Raw genomic sequence first — 19010 nt, 5'->3', positions numbered from 1 at the left:
TCTCATTCTCCGGCTCGTCCGTCCCCGTCTGCCTGGTCGGCGTGGTCAAGGATGCCGGGCAGCGCCCCGAGGAAGGCCTCCACCACGTCGTCGCCGAGGGTCAGCGGCGGCATCAGCCGTACGACATCGGGTGCGGGCGCGTTCACGAGGATTCCGGCGTCCTGAGCCGCCTGCTGCACCTGCGGCGCGAGCGGCTCGGTGAGCACGATACCCAGGAGCAGTCCCGCGCCCCGGACGTGGCCGATCAACGGGTGCCCGAGCGCCTCGATCGCACCACGCAGTCTCTCGCTCTGCCGCTTGACGTTGTCCAGGAGGCCCTCGCCGGCGATGGTGTCCACAACGGCGAGTCCGGCGGCGCACGCGACCGGGTTGCCGCCGAAGGTCGTGCCGTGCTGACCGGGCCGGAGCAGTTCGGCGGCCCGCCCGAAGGCGACCGTGGCGCCGAGCGGCAGCCCGCCGCCGAGGCCCTTCGCGAGCGTGACCACGTCCGGCAGGACGCCCTCGTGCGCCTGGTACTCGAACCAGTGCCCGGTGCGGCCGACGCCGGTCTGCACCTCGTCCAGCACCAGCAGGGAGCCCGTCGCCGCGGTGATCGCGCGGGCCGCCTTCAGATAACCCGGTGGCGGCACCACGACCCCGTTCTCGCCCTGGATCGGCTCGATGATCACCAGTGCCGTGTCCTCGGTGACCGCGGCGGCCAGCGCCTGGGCGTCGCCGTAGGGCACGTGGGTGACCTCACCGGGCAGCGGCAGGAAGGGCTGCTGCTTGGCGGGCTGCCCGGTGAGGGCGAGGGCGCCCATCGTGCGGCCGTGGAAGCCGCCCTCGGTGGCGACCATGTGCGTGCGGCCGGTCAGCCGGCCGATCTTGACGGCGCCCTCGTTGGCCTCGGCCCCGGAGTTGCAGAAGTACACCTTGCCGTCGCGGCCGAAGAGCTGGAGCAGCCGTTCGGCCAGGGCGACGGGCGGCTCGGCGACGAACAGGTTGGAGACGTGGCCCAGCGACGCGATCTGCCGGCCGACCGCCTCCACGACGGCGGGATGGGCGTGGCCGAGGGCGTTGACCGCGATGCCGCCGACGAAGTCCAGGTACTCCTTGCCGTCGGCGTCCCACAGCCGCTCCCCCGCGCCGCGCACGAGGGGCAGCCGCGGGGTGCCGTAGTTGTTCATGAGCGCGCCCTGCCACCGCGCGGTCAGTTCCTGATTGCCCGTCATGCGAGCTCCCCCTGTCGCTCGTCGGGCACGACCATGGTGCCGATGCCCTCGTCGGTGAAGATCTCCAGCAGGATCGAGTGCTGGACCCGGCCGTCGATGACCCGGGCGGTGGTGACGCCGTTGCGCACGGCGTGCAGGCAGCCCTCCATCTTCGGCACCATGCCGCTGGCCAGGTCGGGCAGCAGCTTTTCCAGCTGGGAGGCGGTGAGGCGGCTGATCACCTCGTCGCTGTTCGGCCAGTCCTCGTAGAGGCCCTCGACGTCGGTGAGGACCATGAGGGTCTCGGCGCCCAGCGCGGCGGCGAGTGCCGCGGCCGCCGTATCGGCATTGACGTTGTAGACGTGCCCGTCGTCCTGGGAGCGGGCGATCGACGAGACGACCGGGATGCGGCCGTCGGCGAGCAGCGCCTCGATCGCGCCGGTGTCGATCTCGGTGATCTCGCCGACCCGCCCGATGTCGACCAGCTCGCCGTCGACCCGTGGCTGGTGCTTGGTGGCGGTCATGGTGTGCGCGTCCTCGCCGGTGAGGCCGACGGCGAGCGGGCCGTGCTGGTTGAGCAGCCCGACCAGCTCGCGCTGCACCTGCCCGGCCAGCACCATGCGTACGACGTCCATGGCGTCCTCGGTGGTGACGCGCAGGCCCGCCTTGAACTCGCTGACGATGCCGTGCCGGTCGAGGGCGGCGCTGATCTGCGGGCCGCCGCCGTGCACGACGACGGGCTTGAGGCCGGCGTGCCGCAGGAAGACCACGTCCTGGGCGAAGGCGGCCTTCAGCTCCTCGTTCACCATGGCGTTGCCGCCGAACTTGATGACGACGGTCCTGCCGTGGTGCCGGGTCAGCCAGGGCAGCGCCTCGATGAGGATCTGGGCCTTGGGGAGCGCGGTGTGCTTCCTCGTCGTACTCATGAGCTGTAGGCGCTGTTCTCGTGGACGTAGTCGGCGGTGAGGTCGTTGGTCCAGATGGTGGCGGACTCCGAGTCGGCGGCGAGGTCGGCGACGATGTGCACCTCGCGGTAGCGCATGTCGACCAGTTCGCGGTCCTCGCCGACGCCGCCGTTCTTGCAGACCCAGACGCCGTTGATGGCGACGTTGAGCCGGTCGGGCTCGAAGGCGGCGGAGGTGGTGCCGATGGCGGAGAGCACCCGGCCCCAGTTGGGGTCCTCGCCGTGGATGGCGCACTTGAGCAGGTTGTTGCGGGCGATGGTGCGGCCCACCTGGACGGCGTCCTCCTCGGTCGCGGCGTTCACGACCTCGACCCTGATGTCCTTGCTGGCGCCCTCGGCGTCCCGGATGAGCTGCTGCCCGAGGTCGTCGCAGACGGCCCGTACCGCTTCGGCGAAGTCGGCGTACTCCGGGGTGATGCCGGAGGCTCCGGAGGCCAGCAGCAGCACGGTGTCGTTGGTGGACATGCAGCCGTCGGAGTCGACGCGGTCGAAGGTGACCCGGGTGGCCGCGCGCAGCGCGCGGTCGAGCGCCTCGGCTTCCAGGTCGGCGTCGGTGGTGAGGACGACGAGCATGGTGGCGAGGCCGGGGGCGAGCATGCCGGCGCCCTTGGCCATGCCGCCGACGGTCCAACCGTCCTTCGTGACGACGGACGTCTTGTGCACGGTGTCGGTGGTCTTGATGGCGATGGCGGCCTTCTCGCCGCCGTGCTCGGACAGCTGACCGGCGGCGGTCCCGACGCCGGGGAGCAGCTTGTCCATCGGGAGCAGTACGCCGATGAGCCCGGTCGAGCAGACGGCGACCTCGCCGGCGCCGACGCCGAGCACCTCGGCGGCCTTCTCGGCGGTGGCGTGGGTGTCCTGGAAGCCCTTGGGGCCGGTGCAGGCGTTGGCGCCGCCGGAGTTGAGGACCACGGCGGACAGCTGCCCGCTCTTCAGCACCTGCTCGGACCAGAGCACGGGCGCGGCCTTGACGCGGTTGGAGGTGAAGACACCGGCGGCGGCGCGGCGGGGCCCGTTGTTGACCACGAGGGCCAGGTCCGGGTTGCCGTTCTCCTTGATCCCGGCGGCGATGCCCGCCGCCGTGAACCCCTTCGCTGCCGTCACACTCACGGCGCAACTCCGATCGTCGTCAGTCCGGTGGTCTCGTCGAGACCGAGGGCGATGTTCATGCTCTGGACGGCACCGCCCGCGGTGCCCTTGGTCAGGTTGTCGATGGCGCTGATCACGACGACGCGGTTCGCGGCGGCGTCGTACGCGACCTGCACGTGGACGGCGTTCGATCCGTGGACGGACGCCGTGGCGGGCCACTGGCCCTCCGGGAGGAGGTGGACGAAGGGCTCGTCGGCGAAGGCCTTCTGGTAGGCGGCGCGCAGGGTCTCGCCGGTGACGCCGTCCTTCGCCGGGGCGGTGCAGGTGGCGAGGATGCCGCGGGGCATCGGGGCGAGGGTCGGGGTGAAGGAGACCCGCACCGCCTCCCCGGCGGCCGCGCTGAGGTTCTGGATCATCTCGGGGGTGTGCCGGTGGACGCCGCCGACGCCGTACGGCGACATCGAGCCCATGACCTCGCTTCCCAGCAGGTGCGGCTTGGGCGCCTTGCCCGCGCCGGAGGTGCCGGAGGCGGCGACGATCACCGCGTCGGGCTCGGCGAGACCGGCCGCGTACGCCGGGAACAGCGCCAGCGAGACGGCGGTCGGGTAGCAGCCGGGCACCGCGATGCGCCTGGCCCCCTCCAGCGCGGCGCGGGCGCCCGGCAGTTCGGGAAGGCCGTAGGGCCAGGTGCCGGCGTGCGGGGAGCCGTAGAAGGCCTCCCAGGCTCCGGCGTCCTCGAGCCGGAAGTCGGCGCCCATGTCGACGACGAGGACGTCCGGCCCGAGCTGCTCGGCGACGGCGGCGGACTGGCCGTGCGGCAGCGCGAGGAAGACCACCTCGTGACCGGCGAGGGCCTCGGGCGTCGTCGCGTCGAGGACGCGGCCGGCCAGCGGCAGCAGATGCGGCTGGAGCGCGCCCAGCCGCTGCCCGGCGTTGGAGTTGCCGGTCAGGGCACCGATCTCGACCTCGGGGTGCGCGAGGAGCAGACGCAGCAGCTCTCCGCCCGCGTATCCGCTCGCTCCGGCCACCGCCGCACGTACCGCCATGGAAAACCCTCCTCCTTGATGGCATGACTATACGTTTCGCCGCAGTTTTATGCAATGGCTGGTCGGAGTGGGCGCTCGGTGTTCCCCGTGGTGACCGAATAGGATCGCGGGCATGACAATGCGGCTGGTGCAGATTGCGATGAACGCCCGGGACGACCGCGCGCTCGGCCGGTTCTGGGCGGAGGCGCTCGGCTGGACCACCGCCGTCGAGGAACCCGGTGTGACCAACCTCGAACCCGAGGGCTTCGACTATCCCGACCCGGCCGCCGTCTGCATCGACATCATCACCGTCCCGGAACCCAAGACGGTGAAGAACCGCGTGCACGTCGACCTCGCCACCACCTCCGCGGCCCATCACGCGGAACTCGTCGCGCGCCTGAGGAATCTCGGCGCGACACCCGCCGACGTGGGCCAGGGCGACGTCCCGTGGACGGTCCTGGCCGACCCGGAAGGCAACGAGTTCTGCGTGGCGGAACCCCGGGAGATCTACCGCGGCACCGGGCCGATCGCCGCGGTCGTGGCCGACTGCGCCGATCCGCGGGCCATGGCCCGGTTCTGGGACGAGGCGATGGACTGGACCCTGCACGAGGTCACCGACGATCACGCGGTGCTGCGCTCCGCCCAGGGTGCCGGCCCGTATCTCAGGCTCCAGCGCACACCCGACGCCAAGACCGTGAAGAACCGGGTCCATCTCGACCTCCGGCCGTACCGCGGTGACGATCAGGCGGCGGAGGTGGCCCGGCTGCGTGCCCTCGGCGCCACCGACATCGACCTCGGCCAGGGCGACGTGCCGTGGACGTGCCTCGCCGACCCGGAGGGCAACGAGTTCGACGTGCTCACTCCCCGCTGACGCCGGAGCGAGCACACGGGGCGCCGGCCGGGGCGCTCAGCACCCTCGGCCGAGCGCCGCCCGTCGCAGCTCGGCGACCGAGCCGCCGATCGCGTCGGCCAGTCCGGAGATGCCCGGCAGCGCCTCGGGATCGGTGCAGAAACCCACGCAGACCGTTCCCGCGTAGGAGATCGCCGAGACCCGCAGGGCGTGGTGCTGCGCCGGTTCGGCGACGGAATGCAGTGACTCGACCGGCCGGCCGGTCACGGCGAGCGCCGAGCGCGGGCCGGGCACGTTGGAGATCGCGAGGCTGAAGCCGTGGGGGCCGGCGGCGAGCCGCTGGACGCCGCGCTCCAGCGGCGGGCAGCGGGCGAGCGCGTGGAAGAGGTCGTAGAGCTCCTGGGCGTCGCCGGCGGTCTTGCCGAGGACGGTCTCGGCGCTGATGCGATCGAGGCGGGCCAGCGGTTCGGGCTCGGCGAGCGGCAGATCGACGTTGAGGAACGAGTCACGGTTGCCGAGCCGGGCGGGGTCCTCGTCGCGGTGGTGGAGGCTGACCGGCACCTGGGCCCGGAGACCGCCGAGGCGCCGGCCGGCGGCCGGCGGCCAGGCACGCAGGCCACCGCAGACGACGGCGCGCAGGACGTCGTTGACCGTGACCCGGCCGGGCCGCGCGGCACCGATCGCCTTCAGTTCGGCGAGCTCAGCCGCGGCGAAGGCGAGTTCGCGGGCGGAGCCGATCCTGCGGTCGAGCGCCGAGCCCCGCGCCCGGTGCCCCAGCTCACGGAGCAGCGTCGCCGGGAGCCGCCGCAGCTCGTGACCGCGCGCTGCGCACGCGGCGGCGCCGGGCGGGCGGGGCGGCCGGGTCGGCACCGGGCCCGACGGCTCCCACAGCACCTCGTCGAGGAAGCGCAGGCAGCTGATCCCGTCGGCCATCGCGTGGTGGATGCGGGAGACGACCACCTCGCGGCCGTCGGCGAGCGGGCCGACGACGTCGATCGCCCACAGCGGGCGGCCGTGGTCGAGGCGCTCGGCCATCAGCCCACCCGCCACCGCCCAGGCACCGCGCTCGTCGATCCCCGCGGTGCCGGCCCGGCGGTTGACGTGGGCGGCGACGTCGAACGCGTCGTCGGGGACCCAGCGCAGGCCGGGCAGGTCCACGCGCTCACGGCCGCGCGATCCCGCCGCGAGCCTCGTGTCGACGCCCGCGCGCAGCCGGTCCACGTCCAGCGGGGCCGCACCCGGGCCGAGGACGGCCATCTTCAGCGTGTGACCGGCGATCGCGGGCGACTCCGTCCGCAGCAGCCGCGCGTCGTCGGCACCGAGCCGATGCGATCCCTCCGCATACCGACCCTACGACCGGGTGTGCCGGACGGCGATCGGTAGCCTGGCCCGGTGGGCAACACGTTCCGCGCCGGGGCCGACCGCCTGGATCTGTCCAACGGCGGCACCGAGGTGTTCGTCGACGTCCTGACGCTCGCGGTGGCGGCGCGGGCCGAGCGGCCCTGGGACCACCGGTTCGCGGCCCTGCTCGCGATGCAGGACCAGAACGTCATGGGGCGCGGCGCGGTCGGCTTCGACCTGGCGGAGCTGGACTGGGGCGGCACGGGCGCGGAACGCGCCGCGGCGAAGACCTTCCTGCTGGACGTCGTCGGGCTGGCGGCGCGGCGGCACCGCTGGGACGAGCTGGGATACGAGCCGCCGTACGCCGAGGGGTACCTGCGGCGGTTCGGGGAGATGGTCGCGGCCTTCGACCCGGACCGCGCCGAGCCGCGGCCCGACGCCCTGCCGGACGCCCCGGTCGTCGCCTGCTGCGTGCCGCACCGCGTGCTGAGCGCGCTGCCGTACCGGGCGGGCTGCGTGTTCTGCCACCGGTGAGCACCGGCGACGACCGGCAGCCCTCGACAGCGCCCCGGCCGGGATGCCGGTGGGACGCAGGGTGCGGGCGGGACCGGTCGGCCATGTCCGGTGTCCGGCCCCGCCCCTGCGCCCCCGGCCGGCGGGCCGGGGATTTGCCGGCTACCTCTGCTTGATCCGCAGGAAGGTGATGGAGTTCGCCGGGAAGGTGTAGGTGAACTCGTCCGCCACTCCCGAGAAGGTCGACGTCACCGGCGTCACCGGGGTGTCCGTCTCGGTGTTGACCGCGTCGGGGTCGGCGGCCAGCGTGGTCACGCGGGCCTTGCGGGCGACCTCGGCGCCGCCGAGGTCGATCGCCGTGCGGGCGGCGGCGTCCTGGGCGTTGACGACCTTGACGATCAGCTCACCGGTCCGCTCGTCCTCGGTGACGACCTGGCGGAACGGCTCGGCCGGCTTGTCGTCGGTGAAGCTGCCCCACTCCTGGCCGTCGAGGTAGAGGGTGACCTGCCGGCCCCGGACCTTGATGTCGATGTCGTAGGTCCGGCCCGTCTCGATCGACCCGGCCTTGGAGATCAGAGTCGACTTGCCGCCGTCCACCGACTGTTCGACGGCGGACTGGGTGTTGTTCCAGCCGCCCAGGTTCCACCAGTAGTAGTTGCCGGTGTCCTTGACGCCGAAGGCGATCAGGAAACCCTCGTTGCCGGACTTCTTGGTGGCCTTCAGCTGCAGGTCGTAGTCCTTCCAGGCGGGGTCGCCCGCCGTGACCATGGTGTTCTCGGCCGTCTCGTCGGTCTGGACGTAGGCGCCGTCCCGGACGGTCCAGCTGCCGCCGCCGGTGTGCGTCCACCGCGAGGCGTCACCCGAGAAGTCGTCGCTGAGCAGCTCCGTGCCGTCCGCCGCGGTGACCGTCACGTCGTCGTACGCCGCGCTGGTCGCCCACGTCGACAGGCCGACGGCGCCGGTGATGGGGCCGCTGACGTCCGGGGTGGTGGTCTGCGCGGAGGGGACGACGCGGTCGCCGACGTTGGTCATGAACAGCTTCTGGACCTCGTAGTTGGCCGAGCCCCAGGAGGCGTGGTTGTTGAACCAGATCATGTCCGGCGACCACTGGACGTAGTCCTCGTTGGCGAGCAGCGGCGCGTAGGAGGTGAGTTTCACGATGTCCGCGTTGCGCTCCAGGCCGGTCATGAAGGCGGCCTCCGCCAGGCCGTTCCTCCAGGCGTTGCCCTGGGAGGCGTACTCGCCGAGGAAGACCTCGGGGCCCTCGCGGTCGTAGGAGTCGTAGCGGTCGTTGTGCTGCAGGAACCACTGCGGGCTGTTGTAGTAGTGCTCGTCGACCATGTCGACGCCGCCCTCGCGGTTGAGCTGCCAGGCGGTGTCGAAGACGGTGCCGGAGTCGTCCGGGCCGGAGTTGGAGATGACGGTGATGTCCGGGTACTCCGCCTCGATGGCGGCCCGGAACTCCTGGAAGCGGGCGAAGAACTCCCGCGGGAGGTTCTCCTCGTTGCCGACGCCGATGTGGGTGAGGCCGAAGGGCTTGCGGTGGCCCATCTCGGCCCGCACCTTGCCCCACTCGGAGGTCGCCGGGCCGTTGGCGAACTCGATCAGGTCGAGGGTGTCCTGGATGTGCCGCTTCAGCAGTTCCTCGTCGTCGGTGGCCCTGTTCTGGCCGCAGCCGGTGACCAGCGCGGGCACGACGGGCAGCGGCATGGCGCCGATGTCCTCGGCGAAGCGGAAGTACTCGTAGTAGCCGAGGCCGTAGCTCTGGTTGTAGCCCCAGAAGTTGGCGTTGGTGGCGCGCTCCTCGACCGGTCCGATCGTGTCCTTCCACTGGTAGGAGCGCTTGCGCTGCCAGCCGGAGGCCTCGCTGTAGTCCTCCATGGAACCGGTGTTGACCAGGCAGCCGCCGGGGAAGCGCAGGAAGCCCGGGTTCAGGGCCTCGATCTTCTCGGCGAGGTCCTTGCGCAGGCCGTTGGGCTGCCCCTTGTAGGTGTCGCGGGGGAAGAGCGAGACCATGTCGAGGGCGGCGGCGGAGGTGGTGGCGACGGCCAGCCGGCCGCGGTTGCTGGTGCGGGTCGCGGTGAAGGTGGCGCTGTACTTGCGCCAGCCGCCCCGCGCGGCCACCTGGCGGGCGCGGGCCAGGGTGCCCGCGGTGTCCTTCAGGGTGACGGTGAGTATGGTGGGCGCCTCGACGCGGGCCCACACGGAGAAGTCGTACTTCTGGCCCCTCTCGACCCGGATGCCGGTGTTGTACCCGGCGTTGGTGACGGACGAGTCCGCACCCAGGGAGAGGTAGTTGCGGTTGCGCTCGTTGAGCCGTCCGGCGTCGTCGACGACCTCGGCGGTGCCGTCGACCGTCCAGGAGGTCAGGGGCGTGTACGAGCCGTTGTCGGCCGTCGAGTACTCGAACGACCGGTTCTGCACCAGCTCGGCGTACAGGCCGCCGTCGGCCGCCCGGTTGATGTCCTCGAAGAAGACGCCGTACATCGTGTCGTCGATCGCGGGGCCCTCGGCGTCCGGGTCGACGGTGATCGTGTAGTCGGTGACGGCTTCGGCGTGGGCCGGCATCGGCAGCAGGGCCGATGCCGTGAGCAGGGCGGTTGCGCCGAGACCTAGTCTCCAGCGGGTGCGTGACATGAATACTCCGCGGCTCTGGGAGGGAGTGGAGCTGTGGCGAGATCGCTCAGAGGAACTGTTCGATATTTCGTACGATGGTCAGCACTTCGAACGGCAAGATAGGGAGAGTGCCGAAGGGCGTCAATGGGTCGCGCGGCGACGGATGCTGACGGGTGATGACCGGAGATGCGGAGGGCGGAGTCCGATGGGCGAGTTCTGGCCGGTGCCGGACGTGCTGGCGTACCTGGCCGGGACCTGGCGGGTACGACGGTCGGTACGGGACCTCACCACCGGTGACGAGGGCCGCTTCGAGGGGACGACGCTCTTCGCCCCGCCGGACGAGGGCGCCGGGCTGCTGCACCGGGAGCGCGGCACGTTCGTCTGGCGGGGCGTGGCCAGGCCCGCCGAACGGACGCTGCACTTCCGGCCCGGGAGTCCGCCCGGCACGGCCGACGTGCGCTTCGCGGACGGCCGCCCCTTCCACGACCTCGACCTGACCACCGGACGGCACGTGGCGGACCATCCGTGCGCCGCCGACCTCTACCGGGGCGAGTTCACCGTCCGGGACGCCGGCCACTGGCGGACGGTGTGGCGGGTGGGCGGCCCGGCCAAGGACCTGCTGCTGACCACCGACTACGCCCGCGAGGACTGAACCGGCGCCCCGTCGAAGCGGAGGTTCCAGCGGCCCGCTCCGCCGGTCACGGTGGTCGTCGACAAGGGGCGTACGTCGAGGTTCCAGTACGTCGAGGGCGGCGCCTTCAGGACGTACACCAGGGCCGCGCGGATCACCGAGGGCTCGGCCACGGCGACGATCCGGCAGCCGTCCTCCACGGGCCGGGTGTCCAGCCAGCCGCCGACCCGGGTGATGAACGCCACCAGCGACTCACCGCCGTGCGGTGTGCCGCGCGGGTCGGTGAGCCAGGCGTCCACCGCCTCCGGCTCGCGGGCCATCGCCTCGCCGAGCGTCAGCCCGCGCCAGCGGCCCATGTCGCAGTCCCGCAGGGCCAGCTGCACCAGCGGCGCGTAGCCGAGGCCGTCCCCGGTGGTACGGCTGCGGGGCGTCGGCGAGCAGTAGCGCAGCTCGGCCGCCGCCAGCGGTACCAGGTCCCGGGCGACGCGCTGCACCTCGTCCCAGCCGGCCTGGTCCAGCGGCCGGTCGTCCTCGAAGCGCTCCGCGAGCAGCGGCGAGCTGCGCGCGGCGGCGACGAACGTGACCCGAAGCGACATGCGGCGATGGTGTGTCGCGAAAGTGCGCAGGTCAAGAGGCGTTGCAGGGGAGTCACCGAGGGTGGACGGAACCTTACTTCAGGGTCAGGATCAGGCGGGCAAGTCGGTGGAAAGCGGGCCCGGTGGCGGGCCCGGGAAGTACAGCGCCATCCACTGGTCCGGCTTCTCGAGCGGTGCGAACCCGAGCTTCTGGTAGACACCGTGCGCGTCGTGCGTGGCGAGCAGGACGCGCTTGACGCCGTACGGCCGCAGGTGCTCGCGCACCGCTCCCACGAGCGCCGTCCCGATGCCCTTGCCCCGCACCGAGGGGTCGACGTACACGTCGCACAGCCAGGCGAAGGTCGCCCGGTCGGTGACGACCCGGGCGTACGCCACCTGCTCCCCCGACGCGGTCTCGTACGCCCCGAAGTTGAGCGAGCCGGCGATCGCCGCGTCCTGCTGCCGCCGAGGCCGCCCGATCGCCCAGTACGCGTCGGTGGACAGCCAGCGGTGCACGCGCTCGGCGTCGACGCGGGCGGGGTCGGTGGAGATCTCGTAGCCCTCGGCGAGGGGTGGCACATCGGTCATGCGGCGAGGTTCGCAGGGCGGGGCGCCCGCGTCGAGCGATTTCGGCCCGGGGCCGTGGCCGTCGGTCAGCGGTCTGTCGCGGCACTCCCGGCGGAGAGCTCGTCACAGGCCGCCCGCAGCCGCCGTACACCTTCCGAGATCTCCCCCACCCCCGCGACCGCCGCGAAGCTCAACCGCGTGTACCCGGCCGGAGGCTCCGCGCTGAAGTACGGGCGGCCGGGCGTGATCGCGACGCCCGCGCGCAGGGCGGCGGAGGTCAGGGCGGGCTCGGCGGTGCCGTCGGGCAGCCGCAGCCACAGGTGGTAACCGCCGCACGGGATGTGCGGAAGGGCGAATTCGGGGAGTTGGCGGCGCAGCGCCGCCGTCATCGCGTCGCGGCGGGCCTTCAGCTCCGCGGCGATCGTGCGCAGGTGCCGCGGCCAGGCGGGCGAACCGACCAGCTCCAGGGCCGCCTCCTGCAACGGCCGGGGCACGAAGAAGGTGTCGACGATCTGGATGGCCCGCAGCCGCTCCAGCACCGGCCCGCGCGCGGCCAGCGCGCTCACCCGGAAGCTGGGCGAGGTGGCCTTGGTCAGCGAGCAGACGTGCACGACGACGCCGTCGGCGTCCTCGGCGGCCAGCGGGGGCGGCAGCGGCCCGGCGTCCTCGTGCACGAGCCGCCGCACGAAGTCGTCCTCGACCACGAAGGCCCCGGCCTCGCGGGCGATGCGCAGCACCTCACCGCGCCGTTCGGGGGCGAGCACGGCGCCGGTCGGGTTCTGGCACAGGGGCTGGCAGACGAAGACGCGGGCCCCGGTCGCGCGGAAGGCGTCGGCGAGCAGGTCCGGGCGCACTCCCTCGGCGTCCACGGGGACCGGTACCGGGCGCAGCCCGGCCGCGCGGGCGATCGCCAGCATGCCGGGGTACGTCGGCGACTCGACCAGGACGGGGGCGCCCGGCGGGGCCAGCGCGCGCAGGGCGGTGGTCAGCGCGGACTGGCCGCCCGCCGTGATCAGCACCTCGGCCGCCGAGACCGCCCCGCCCGGCCCGCCGATGCCCCGGGCGAACCACTCCCGCAGCTCCGGCAGCCCCTCCATCGGCGGCCGCCCCCACGCCCCGGGACGGCGCCCCGCCCGGGCCAGGGCCGCCGCCATCGCCCGCTCCGGCTGGAGAGACGGGTGCAGATAGCCGCCGTTGAACTCCACGACCCCGGGTGGCGGAGCGGCCAGCGACGCCAGGACGCCGGAGGCGTCGACCGTGCGCGGTACGAGGTCGGCGGCGCCGTCCGCGCTGAGCGTGACCTCCTGCCAGGAGGTGTCCCCGGCGGACGCGGCGGCGGGGCGGGGCTCGGCACGGAACGCACCGGCGCCGGGCCGGGTCACCACCAGTCCCTCGGCGGCCAGCCGGGCCAGCGCGCGGGAGACGGTCACCGGGCTCACCCGGTACCGCTCGACCAGGGCACGACTGGACGGGAGCTTCTCTCCTGGTGAGTAGCGGTGCAGCTCCTTCCGCAGCTCAGTCATCAGGTCACCGGCACTGCTACGCTGTTGCATGAGAGCACAGAGTAGCGCTACTACTCCGACCGGGATAGCGGTCAGCGGCCCCGACGGCCGCTCCGTCGGCACCCTCCAGGCGGCCCTGGGCGTCACCGCCTTCTCCCTCACCTTCCCCGCCACGGCGTGGGGCCTGGAGGGCTTCGGGCCCTGGTCCCTGGTGGCCGTGCGCAGTGTCCTGGCGGCGGTGATCGCGGGGGGCTGTCTGCTGGTGGTGGGGTTCCCCCCGCGCGAGCGAAGCCGAGCGTGGGGGAGCGTGCCGCTGCCCGACCGCCGGCACTGGGCGGGGCTGGCGGTGGTGGCCGCGGGGGTGGTGATCGGCTTCCCGATGCTGACCACGCTGGCGCTGCAGACCTCGACCACGGCGCACGCGGCGGTCGTGGTCGGCCTGCTCCCGCTGACCACCGCGCTGCTGTCCGCCCTGCGCGTCGGCACCCGGCCCTCGCGCACCTTCTGGCTGGCGGCGCTGGCGGGGGCGGCGGCGGTGGTCGCCTTCACCGTGCAGCAGAGCGGCGGCGCCCTGACCGCCGCCGACGCCTACCTCTTCGCGGCGCTGCTGGTGTGCGCGGCCGGGTACACCGAGGGCGGCCGGCTGGCCCGGGTGATGCCGGGCTGGCAGGTGATCGGCTGGGCGCTGGTGCTGTGCCTGCCGGCGGCCGTGCCGGCCGCCGCCGTGGCGCTCGCGCTCGAGCCCGTGCAGCTCACCGCGCACAGCGTCGCCGGGGTGCTGTGGGTGGCGGCGGGGTCGCAGTTCCTCGGGCTGGTCGTCTGGTACCGCGGTATGGCGGCGATCGGCGTCCCCAAGGCCAGCCAGTTGCAGCTGGCCCAACCGCTGCTCACACTGGTGTGGTCGGTGCTGCTGCTTGGCGAGCACCTGACGGTGGCCGCCCCGCTGACGGCCGCGGCGGTGCTCGTGTGCATCGCGGTGACCCAGCGGGCGCGAGGCTGAGCGGCGCGTGCACGCAGGTCCCGACCCGGCCGCCTGCGCCGTAGACTCGAGGCCACGGACCGCTGCTCCCGCACATGGTGAGGAGGCCCCGCAGATGCGTGCAACCGTGGGCGACCAGCTCGTCCAGCACGGCAGGGTCGTCGGGCAACACGACAAGGTCGCCGAGATCGTCGAAGTGATGGGCCAGGAAGGCAACCCCCCGTACCGCGTCCGCTTCGAGGACGGGCACGAGGCCGTGTGCTCACCCGGCCCCGACTCCGAGATCCGGCACCACAAGGAGACCCGGCAGTAGAGCGCGCCGGGCCGCGAGGGATCAGCGCGGGGCGCCGGCCGGCTGCGCGTAGTGGTCGGCGGCGACCCGCGCCATCGCCCCGATGCGGTCGGTGCCGACGTCCCGCGCGGCGAAGAAGACGTGCCCGCGCACCTCGGCGTGGCGGCCGGCCAGCGCCAGGTGCCGGGAGAGCTCGTCCTTCTCGCTCCAGGCGTCGTCCTGCGCGGGGTCCCCGGCCTTGTACAGCGCCTCGCCGATGTACAGCTTGGTCCGGCTGCCCCGGGCCACCTCCGCCCACCAGGGCAGCAGTTCGGCGTAGTCGGCGGCGTCCTGGCCGATGTGCCAGTACAGCTGCGGCACGATGTAGTCGATCCAGCCCTCCTTGACCCACTTGCGGGTGTCCGCGTGCAGGTCGTCGTAGGTCTGGACGCCCGCCCGGGTGGCCGAGCCCCGCGCGTCGGTGCCGGCGTTGCGCCACACCCCGAACGGGCTGATGCCGAACTGCGCGGCGGGCCGGATCTCCTTGACGCCGGCCGCCGTCTCGCGCACCAGCAGGTCGATGTTGTTCCGCCGCCAGGCCGCCCGGCTGCCGGCGCCCGCGCCGTGGGTGCGGTAGGCGACGCCGTCGTCGAAGGTCTGGCCGGCCACCGGGTACGGGTAGAAGTAGTCGTCGAAGTGGACGCCGTCGACCGGGTAGCGGCGCACCGCGTCGAGCATCGCCTGCTGCACGAAGGCGCGGACCTCGGGCAGCCCGGGGTTGTAGTAAAGCTTCCCGCCGTACGGCACGACCCAGTCCGGGTTGCGGCGGGCCGGGTGCGAGGCCGCGAGCCGGGACGGGTCGGCGTGCACGGCGACGCGGTACGGGTTGAACCAGGCGTGCAGCTCCAGGCCGCGGGCGTGGGCCTCGCGCACCGCGGTGCCCAGCGGGTCCCAGCCGGGGTCGCGGCCCTGGACGCCGGTCAGGCACTCCGACCAGGGCTCGTGCGGCGACGGCCAGAGCGCGTCGGCCGTGGGCCGCACCTGGAAGATCACCGTGTTGAGGCGGTACCGCACCGCCAGGTCCAGGTGGGCGATCAGGTCCCGGCGCTGCACGTCCGCGGTCAGCCCCGGCCGGGACGGCCAGTCCCGGTTGGCCACGGTCGCCAGCCACATGCCGCGCATCTCGGTCGCCGCGGCCCCGCCCCGCCGCTCCGGCGCCGCCGCGCCCCGCACCTCCTCGCCCCGTACCTCCCCGCCCTGGATCTCCGGTCCCGCCCCGCTGCCGTGCCCGGGTGCTGCCGACGCTCTGGGCGCCATGGTGAGGGCGGACAGCGCGGCCACCGCGAACGCCCGACGTGAGACTCGGCCCATGTGGATGATCTCCCAACGCTGCGGATCCGCTCGGTCACGGATCGTCTCCGCGCCTCAGCATGCCCGACCCTCGGGCCCGATCACCGGCACGGCGGGGGTAACGTGCACGATCGGAGCAGACGCCGGCGACCCCGGTGGGCCTGCCAGAGCCGTAGGACAGCGAAAGGGACGATGTGACCGGCATCTCGGGAGATATCGCACGCGTCGGAGTGGTCGGTTGCGGTCAGATGGGGGCGGGCATCGCCGAGGTCTGCGCTCGCGCCGGTCTTGAGGTGATGGTCGCCGAGACCACCGGCGAGGCCCTGGAGATCGGCCGGACCCGGCTGTTCAACTCCCTCGCCAAGGCCGCCGAGCGCGGCAAGCTCACCGAGGAGGAGCGGGACGCCACGCAGGCCCGCCTCGGCTTCACCACCGACCTCGGCGAGTTCGCCGACCGCGACCTGGTCGTCGAGGCCGTCGTCGAGAACGAGCAGGTCAAGACCGAGATCTTCCAGGTGCTCGACCAGATCGTGACCCGTCCGGACGCGATCCTGGCCTCCAACACCTCCTCGATCCCGCTGGTGAAGCTGGCGGTCGCCACCTCGCGGCCGGACCAGGTGCTCGGCATCCACTTCTTCAACCCGGCCCCGGTGCAGCAGCTCGTCGAGCTGATCCCGGCGCTCACCACCTCCGAGGGCACGCTCAGCCGGGCCCAGCTGTTCACCGAGAAGGTGCTCGGCAAGCACGCCATCCGCGCCCAGGACCGCTCCGGGTTCGTGGTCAACGCGCTGCTGATCCCCTACCTGCTGTCCGCGATCCGGATGTTCGAGTCGGGCATCGCCAGCCGCGAGGACATCGACAACGGCATGGAGATGGGCTGCGCCCACCCGATGGGGCCGCTGAAGCTGGCCGACCTGATCGGCCTGGACACGGTCGCCTCGGTCGCCTACTCGATGTACGAGGAGTACAAGGAGCCGCTGTACGCCGCTCCCCCGCTGCTCCAGCGGATGGTCGACGCCGTCCGGCTCGGCCGCAAGAGCGGCTCGGGTTTCTACACCTACGGCTGATTACGCTCCGCGACGCCCCACGGGCCCGGCACCTTCCCAGGTGCCGGGCCCGCGCCATTCACACACCGTGTGCGCGGCGGGCCCGCATATGCCGTTCACACACTCTCCCCATGCGCCCACCAGGCGAGTTGACTCATCATGCGCATGCAAGGGACGTGAGACGACTACGGAAAGGAGCGGTTTCGTGACCGCCGAGCCCGAGCATTCCGTCCACCAGGGAGAACTCGCAGAGTTACGGCGCCGGCTGGATGTGGCCTACGCCCGCGTCGAGGGCGGACTGGCCCTGCTCTCCCATCGCACCGAGGAGACCGCCAAGGAGCTGGAGGAGCTGAACACACGGCTGACCACCCTGGAGCACGCCCGCTGGCCGCTGCCCTCGGTGGCGGTCGTCACGGCCGTGGGCGCGCTGGTCGTGGCGGTCTGGCAGGCCCTCGGGCACTAGAGACCGGGCAGGGTGTCCTGCCCGAGCCTGAGGTGGTGCAGCAGGAGTAACGCGGCCGCCATGTTGGCGGCCGGGACCTCCCCCCGGGCGACCAGGTCGGGGACGACCTTGAGCGGGACCCATTCCCTGCGGTCCGACTCGAAGTCGTCCACGGGGTGTCCGACGTACTCGCCCTCGTCGGCCCAGTAGATGTGGTGCCGGGCGTCGGTGAGCCCGTTGGACGGCTCCACGCTCATCAGGTGGCGCAGGGGTCCCGGCCGCCAGCCGGTCTCCTCCTCCAGCTCCCGGGCCGCGGCGACCGCGATGTCCTCGCCTTCCTCGACGACACCGGCCGCGAGTTCCCACCCCCAGCTGTCGGTGATGAAGCGGTGCCGCCACAGCAGGAGGACCTCGTTGGCCTCGTTGACCACCGTGGCCACGGCGACGGGCCGCAGCCGTATGAGGAAGTGGTCGAGATGCCGGCCGTCCGGCAGCTCGACATCCGCCAGGTTGACGCTGAACCAGCGGTTTGAGTACACAGTTTGTTCGTTCTGTTTCGTCCACTGCACGGTGCTGCCACCTTCCGACGAGTAGATGGCAATATCGCAGCCGGAGCGGGCTGACAGCAGGCGCACAGGGGCCCCTCCGGGCGCAGGGCCGGGCGCAGGGCCCGCGTACAGGGACGGCACGGGGTGTCTAAAGCGGCACGCGCAGTGCCCCGTCGATGAGTTCGGCCGCCTCCGCCGTGCCCGCGCAGCCGCTGCGCACCAGGTGTTCTCGCACCGCGCGGAGTCTGTCGCGCAGCCGCTGGGACTCCATCCCCCGGGCCTGCTCGGCCATCTGCACCGCGGTGGCCACCGCCTTGTCGGCGTTGCCCTGGCGCAGCTCGATCGTGCTGAGCATGGCCAGCCGGTGCACCCGCCCGCGGTCGTGCGCCGGGTTGTCGACGGCCGCCGCCGCGTGCTCCGCCGCCGCGGCCAGCTCGCCGAGGCTGAGCAGCGCCTCCGCCACCTGCACGTTGACCAGCCCCGGCTGCACATAGCCGGTCTCGTCGGGCTCGTATCCGCGCCGGATGCGGTCGGCGGCCTGCTCGGCCCGCCGGATGCAGGACAGGGCGCTGGTGCCGTCACCGAGGTGGGCGTACGCCTTCGCCTGCATCGCGTACAGGTCGGAGGCGAGCGCGGGGGTGATGTGCCGTCCGGCGGCGCGCAGCGCGGCCTCGGCGAAGGCGACCGCCTGGCGGTACTCCCGCATGAACAGCGCCTGGTTGACCAGCAGCGCGATGACGTAGGCGCCGAGCCCCCGGTCCCCGCTGGCCTTGGCCAGGCGCAGCGCCTGGTGGAAGTAGCGCTGGGCCAGTCCGTGCGCGTCGGAGTCGTACGCGCAGATGCCGGCGACGGCGACCAACCCGCCGGTCGCCCGGTGCAGTTGACGGCCGGTGGCGTCGGTGTAGCCGCCGCGCAGCAGCGGCGCGGCCTCCGCGTTCAGGAAGCCGACGATGCGGGTGCGGGTCGCGATGCCGCCGGCCTTGCGGTACATCTGCTCGTAATGGGCCCGGGCGGCGCGCAGCATCTCCAGGTCGGCGGGGGTGACCCGGTGCCGGCCGCCGCGGGAGACGTCCACGTCCTCGGGAGGGTTCTCCCACTCCCACACCGGCATGACGGCGGGCGTGCCGGTGAGGGCGGGGGCGCCCAGGATGTGCGGGCGCTGCTGCTGGTCGGAGCGCCACAGCGCGGTGGCGCGCTCGACGAACCCGGACAGCGAGCCGGTGTGCGGTGCGGCGGGCTCGCCGGGCACGCCGAGGCCGATGTCGTCGAGGGTGACCGGTCGCTGCAGCCGGGCGGCGAGCACCTCGCAGATCAGGTCGGGCACCTGGCCGCGGGGCCGCTGACCCTTCAACCACCGTGCCACGGCGGTGTGTTCGTATCTGAGCGCGAGCCCGCGCGCCCGTCCCGCCTGGTTGACGTGGGCGGCCAGGCCCGCGTGCGAGATCCCGGCCTCGTCCAGGATCGCGTCGAGCAGAGTGTTGGGCTGCATGGGTGCTCCCCGAAGGCTCGGT

General features: G+C 72.8%; 19 protein-coding genes and 1 pseudogene. 7 read left to right on the top strand and 13 right to left on the bottom strand.

Going from position 1 to position 19010, the window contains the following annotated elements; translation table 11 throughout:
- Positions 1–2: 2 nt before the first annotated feature.
- The 4 genes from ACLGIH_RS28140 to argC are packed head-to-tail and all read right to left on the bottom strand — an operon-like array spanning position 3 to position 4289.
- Complete coding sequence (locus tag ACLGIH_RS28140; RefSeq protein WP_416528083.1) at positions 3–1211, bottom strand: acetylornithine transaminase; 1209 nt, start codon at positions 1209–1211, stop codon at positions 3–5.
- Positions 1208–2116: an acetylglutamate kinase gene (argB, locus tag ACLGIH_RS28135; RefSeq protein ID WP_416528082.1), complete on the bottom strand. Its 909-nt coding sequence runs from the start codon at positions 2114–2116 to the stop codon at positions 1208–1210. Before argB ends, ACLGIH_RS28140 begins: the two co-directional genes overlap by 4 nt.
- Complete coding sequence (argJ, locus tag ACLGIH_RS28130) at positions 2113–3264, bottom strand: bifunctional glutamate N-acetyltransferase/amino-acid acetyltransferase ArgJ (RefSeq protein ID WP_416528081.1); 1152 nt, start codon at positions 3262–3264, stop codon at positions 2113–2115. Before argJ ends, argB begins: the two co-directional genes overlap by 4 nt.
- The gene (argC, locus tag ACLGIH_RS28125) at positions 3261–4289 is read right to left on the bottom strand and encodes an N-acetyl-gamma-glutamyl-phosphate reductase (protein ID WP_416528080.1); all 1029 of its coding nucleotides are present in this window, start codon (positions 4287–4289) and stop codon (positions 3261–3263) included. The genes argJ and argC overlap by 4 nt, the downstream gene beginning before the upstream one ends.
- 112 nt (positions 4290–4401) lie before the next feature.
- Here argC and ACLGIH_RS28120 point away from each other — a divergent pair, with 112 nt between their 5' ends.
- Positions 4402–5139 carry a VOC family protein gene (locus ACLGIH_RS28120; RefSeq protein WP_416528079.1) on the top strand — a complete coding sequence of 246 codons (738 nt, stop codon included), beginning with the start codon at positions 4402–4404 and terminating at the stop codon, positions 5137–5139.
- Positions 5140–5175: 36 nt separating this feature from the next.
- Here the strand turns inward: ACLGIH_RS28120 and ACLGIH_RS28115 are convergent, their stop codons facing one another.
- A complete protein-coding gene (locus tag ACLGIH_RS28115) occupies positions 5176–5679 on the bottom strand; it encodes a WS/DGAT domain-containing protein (protein WP_416529500.1) in 504 nt (167 codons plus the stop codon).
- Between the two features lie 267 nt (positions 5680–5946).
- Positions 5947–6423 (bottom strand): annotated as a pseudogene (locus ACLGIH_RS28110) (wax ester/triacylglycerol synthase domain-containing protein); the annotation flags it as partial.
- A gap of 87 nt (positions 6424–6510) precedes the next feature.
- Between ACLGIH_RS28110 and ACLGIH_RS28105 the strand changes: the two are divergent.
- Positions 6511–6993: a hypothetical protein gene (locus ACLGIH_RS28105; protein WP_416528078.1), complete on the top strand. Its 483-nt coding sequence runs from the start codon at positions 6511–6513 to the stop codon at positions 6991–6993.
- Between the two features lie 141 nt (positions 6994–7134).
- Here ACLGIH_RS28105 and ACLGIH_RS28100 read toward each other — a convergent pair whose 3' ends face one another.
- Positions 7135–9609, bottom strand: coding sequence for an alpha-L-arabinofuranosidase C-terminal domain-containing protein (locus ACLGIH_RS28100; RefSeq protein ID WP_416528077.1), 2475 nt, complete (start codon positions 9607–9609; stop codon positions 7135–7137).
- A gap of 184 nt (positions 9610–9793) precedes the next feature.
- Here ACLGIH_RS28100 and ACLGIH_RS28095 point away from each other — a divergent pair, with 184 nt between their 5' ends.
- A complete protein-coding gene (locus ACLGIH_RS28095) occupies positions 9794–10240 on the top strand; it encodes a DUF6314 family protein (protein WP_416528076.1) in 447 nt (148 codons plus the stop codon).
- Here ACLGIH_RS28095 and ACLGIH_RS28090 read toward each other — a convergent pair.
- The 3 genes from ACLGIH_RS28090 to ACLGIH_RS28080 form a co-directional block, all read right to left on the bottom strand.
- Entirely contained in the window at positions 10222–10815 is a 594-nt protein-coding gene (locus ACLGIH_RS28090; RefSeq protein ID WP_416528075.1) for a histidine phosphatase family protein, read from the bottom strand. The genes ACLGIH_RS28095 and ACLGIH_RS28090 overlap by 19 nt on opposite strands.
- Before the next feature lie 90 nt (positions 10816–10905).
- Positions 10906–11382, bottom strand: a complete 477-nt coding sequence (locus ACLGIH_RS28085; protein ID WP_416528074.1) for a GNAT family N-acetyltransferase — start codon at positions 11380–11382, stop codon at positions 10906–10908.
- A gap of 65 nt (positions 11383–11447) precedes the next feature.
- A complete protein-coding gene (locus ACLGIH_RS28080; RefSeq protein ID WP_416528073.1) occupies positions 11448–12914 on the bottom strand; it encodes an aminotransferase-like domain-containing protein in 1467 nt (488 codons plus the stop codon).
- Between ACLGIH_RS28080 and ACLGIH_RS28075 the strand changes: the two genes are divergently transcribed.
- Together ACLGIH_RS28075 and ACLGIH_RS28070 are read left to right on the top strand one after the other, a co-directional pair.
- Positions 12913–13863 (top strand): DMT family transporter, encoded by a 951-nt coding sequence (locus ACLGIH_RS28075; RefSeq protein WP_416528072.1) that lies wholly within the window; start codon positions 12913–12915, stop codon positions 13861–13863. The two genes, ACLGIH_RS28080 and ACLGIH_RS28075, sit on opposite strands and share 2 nt — an antisense overlap.
- A gap of 94 nt (positions 13864–13957) precedes the next feature.
- Positions 13958–14155 (top strand): DUF1918 domain-containing protein, encoded by a 198-nt coding sequence (locus ACLGIH_RS28070; protein ID WP_416528071.1) that lies wholly within the window; start codon positions 13958–13960, stop codon positions 14153–14155.
- Between the two features lie 21 nt (positions 14156–14176).
- On the opposite strand, the gene ACLGIH_RS28065 is transcribed toward ACLGIH_RS28070, so the two are convergent.
- Positions 14177–15484, bottom strand: coding sequence for a glycoside hydrolase family 10-like protein (locus tag ACLGIH_RS28065; RefSeq protein WP_416528070.1), 1308 nt, complete (start codon positions 15482–15484; stop codon positions 14177–14179).
- 173 nt (positions 15485–15657) lie between these two features.
- On the opposite strand from ACLGIH_RS28065, the gene ACLGIH_RS28060 reads away from it, so the two are divergent.
- Both ACLGIH_RS28060 and ACLGIH_RS28055 read left to right on the top strand, forming a co-directional pair.
- Positions 15658–16530 (top strand): 3-hydroxybutyryl-CoA dehydrogenase, encoded by an 873-nt coding sequence (locus tag ACLGIH_RS28060; RefSeq protein ID WP_416528069.1) that lies wholly within the window; start codon positions 15658–15660, stop codon positions 16528–16530.
- 184 nt (positions 16531–16714) lie between these two features.
- The gene (locus ACLGIH_RS28055) at positions 16715–16972 is read left to right on the top strand and encodes a hypothetical protein (RefSeq protein WP_416528068.1); all 258 of its coding nucleotides are present in this window, start codon (positions 16715–16717) and stop codon (positions 16970–16972) included.
- Here ACLGIH_RS28055 and ACLGIH_RS28050 read toward each other — a convergent pair.
- Entirely contained in the window at positions 16969–17520 is a 552-nt protein-coding gene (locus ACLGIH_RS28050) for an NUDIX hydrolase (RefSeq protein WP_416528067.1), read from the bottom strand. The genes ACLGIH_RS28055 and ACLGIH_RS28050 overlap by 4 nt on opposite strands.
- A 127-nt stretch (positions 17521–17647) precedes the next feature.
- A complete protein-coding gene (locus ACLGIH_RS28045) occupies positions 17648–18988 on the bottom strand; it encodes an NsdA family TPR-like regulatory protein (protein ID WP_416528066.1) in 1341 nt (446 codons plus the stop codon).
- Positions 18989–19010: the final 22 nt, after the last annotated feature.

It is taken from the genome of Streptomyces hamibioticus, from assembly GCF_047946815.1.
In the GTDB taxonomy this organism is placed as follows: Bacteria; Actinomycetota; Actinomycetes; order Streptomycetales; family Streptomycetaceae; genus Streptomyces.
This window is presented reverse-complemented; position numbering and strand designations above follow the sequence as displayed.

What these genes read in the sequence shown, in the direction of transcription:
- ACLGIH_RS28140 (WP_416528083.1), bottom strand. Translation starts at nt 1,211, where the DNA reads ATGACGGGCAATCAGGAACTGACCGCGCGGTGGCAGGGCGCGCTCATG.
- argB (WP_416528082.1), bottom strand. Translation starts at nt 2,116, where the DNA reads ATGAGTACGACGAGGAAGCACACCGCGCTCCCCAAGGCCCAGATCCTC.
- argC (WP_416528080.1), bottom strand. Translation starts at nt 4,289, where the DNA reads ATGGCGGTACGTGCGGCGGTGGCCGGAGCGAGCGGATACGCGGGCGGA.
- ACLGIH_RS28120 (WP_416528079.1), top strand. Translation starts at nt 4,402, where the DNA reads ATGACAATGCGGCTGGTGCAGATTGCGATGAACGCCCGGGACGACCGC.
- ACLGIH_RS28100 (WP_416528077.1), bottom strand. Translation starts at nt 9,609, where the DNA reads ATGTCACGCACCCGCTGGAGACTAGGTCTCGGCGCAACCGCCCTGCTC.
- ACLGIH_RS28095 (WP_416528076.1), top strand. Translation starts at nt 9,794, where the DNA reads ATGGGCGAGTTCTGGCCGGTGCCGGACGTGCTGGCGTACCTGGCCGGG.
- ACLGIH_RS28090 (WP_416528075.1), bottom strand. Translation starts at nt 10,815, where the DNA reads ATGTCGCTTCGGGTCACGTTCGTCGCCGCCGCGCGCAGCTCGCCGCTG.
- ACLGIH_RS28085 (WP_416528074.1), bottom strand. Translation starts at nt 11,382, where the DNA reads ATGACCGATGTGCCACCCCTCGCCGAGGGCTACGAGATCTCCACCGAC.
- ACLGIH_RS28075 (WP_416528072.1), top strand. Translation starts at nt 12,913, where the DNA reads ATGAGAGCACAGAGTAGCGCTACTACTCCGACCGGGATAGCGGTCAGC.
- ACLGIH_RS28080 (WP_416528073.1), bottom strand. Translation starts at nt 12,914, where the DNA reads ATGCAACAGCGTAGCAGTGCCGGTGACCTGATGACTGAGCTGCGGAAG.
- ACLGIH_RS28070 (WP_416528071.1), top strand. Translation starts at nt 13,958, where the DNA reads ATGCGTGCAACCGTGGGCGACCAGCTCGTCCAGCACGGCAGGGTCGTC.
- ACLGIH_RS28065 (WP_416528070.1), bottom strand. Translation starts at nt 15,484, where the DNA reads ATGGGCCGAGTCTCACGTCGGGCGTTCGCGGTGGCCGCGCTGTCCGCC.
- ACLGIH_RS28045 (WP_416528066.1), bottom strand. Translation starts at nt 18,988, where the DNA reads ATGCAGCCCAACACTCTGCTCGACGCGATCCTGGACGAGGCCGGGATC.